This window comes from Bacillus sp. IT-79MI2 (assembly GCF_949768135.1).
In the GTDB taxonomy this organism is placed as follows: domain Bacteria; phylum Bacillota; class Bacilli; order Bacillales; family Bacillaceae_G; genus Bacillus_A; species Bacillus_A pseudomycoides.
The window spans coordinates 1-968 of record NZ_CATKPV010000127.1 but is presented as its reverse complement, the minus strand read 5'-3'; the positions used below and the strand labels follow the sequence as shown (position 1 = coordinate 968).

Genomic DNA, 968 nt, shown 5'->3' with positions numbered 1-968 from the left:
CGTTTAACAAATTAAGGGAACAAGGCTTTTATAAACATACAACTCATTGCACAATCAAGCATTTGAATAATCTCATAGAACAAGACCATAGACATGTAAAGCGACGTTTTGCCAAATCCGCAGGATTTCAAAGTCTTCGCCATGCTTCACGTACCTTGAAAGGAATCGAAACGATTCATGCCATACATAAACGAAAACGCAGTTTGCAACCAAACTGCGTTTTTTCAACATACAATGAATTACAGCAATTACTTAGAATTGTATAAAATCCATCTGTAATCAGCCCAATTTTTTATCTATTAAGAAACTTTGCAACAGAACCTAGTTATTTATAAGAGCGCGTCATATTTAAACCTATATCTTGATGCAATTTCGCATATCCAAATAAAGGGAATCGATATGCAGAGTGTGATTAAATTATATTAATAATATTTAATTTATATTAACTATTTTTTGTGGATTAAAATAGTTATTTTTTAACCTTATATATCAAGTTGCAACTGTTATAGTTACTTGTATAAAATCAAACAATAATTTTTGTAGTATAATATTTTCATTTTCGTTAATGCTCAATATTGAATTTTTTTGATATAATCGAAAAAATTCTGCTATTTACGCATTGGAAGTTTAATGATTTAATAAAAACATAACTGGTATGACCACTAAGGAAGGAAAAGATTACGCTAATATAAGTTCGGTAAAGTTATGAGTAACATTATTTTTATTGTATTACCTTAATAGTGTGATAATAAGTCTCGAAAACAGTCTATAATCACAAAATTATTGCATTTATAAATAAAATTAATGAAAGACTTTTGTAACATTTATGAAAGTGTATTGAAAGATACTTAAACTAAGATAAATATAGCAAAAGTGATTTTATAGAAATGATGAAAGAAAGGAAGAGATAACATGAATCATACGAAAAAAAAGGAAGGGATTGGTTTTTTGAAAATCCAGAAAAATAA

1 protein-coding gene is annotated in these 968 nt (G+C 27.4%); it reads left to right on the top strand.

Annotation, left to right across the window (positions count from 1 at the left end; translation table 11 throughout):
* A partial coding sequence (locus ACM6HU_RS26450) for a DDE-type integrase/transposase/recombinase (RefSeq protein ID WP_414848528.1) occupies positions 1-266 on the top strand: 266 nt, incomplete at its 5' end.
* Positions 267-968: the final 702 nt, after the last annotated feature.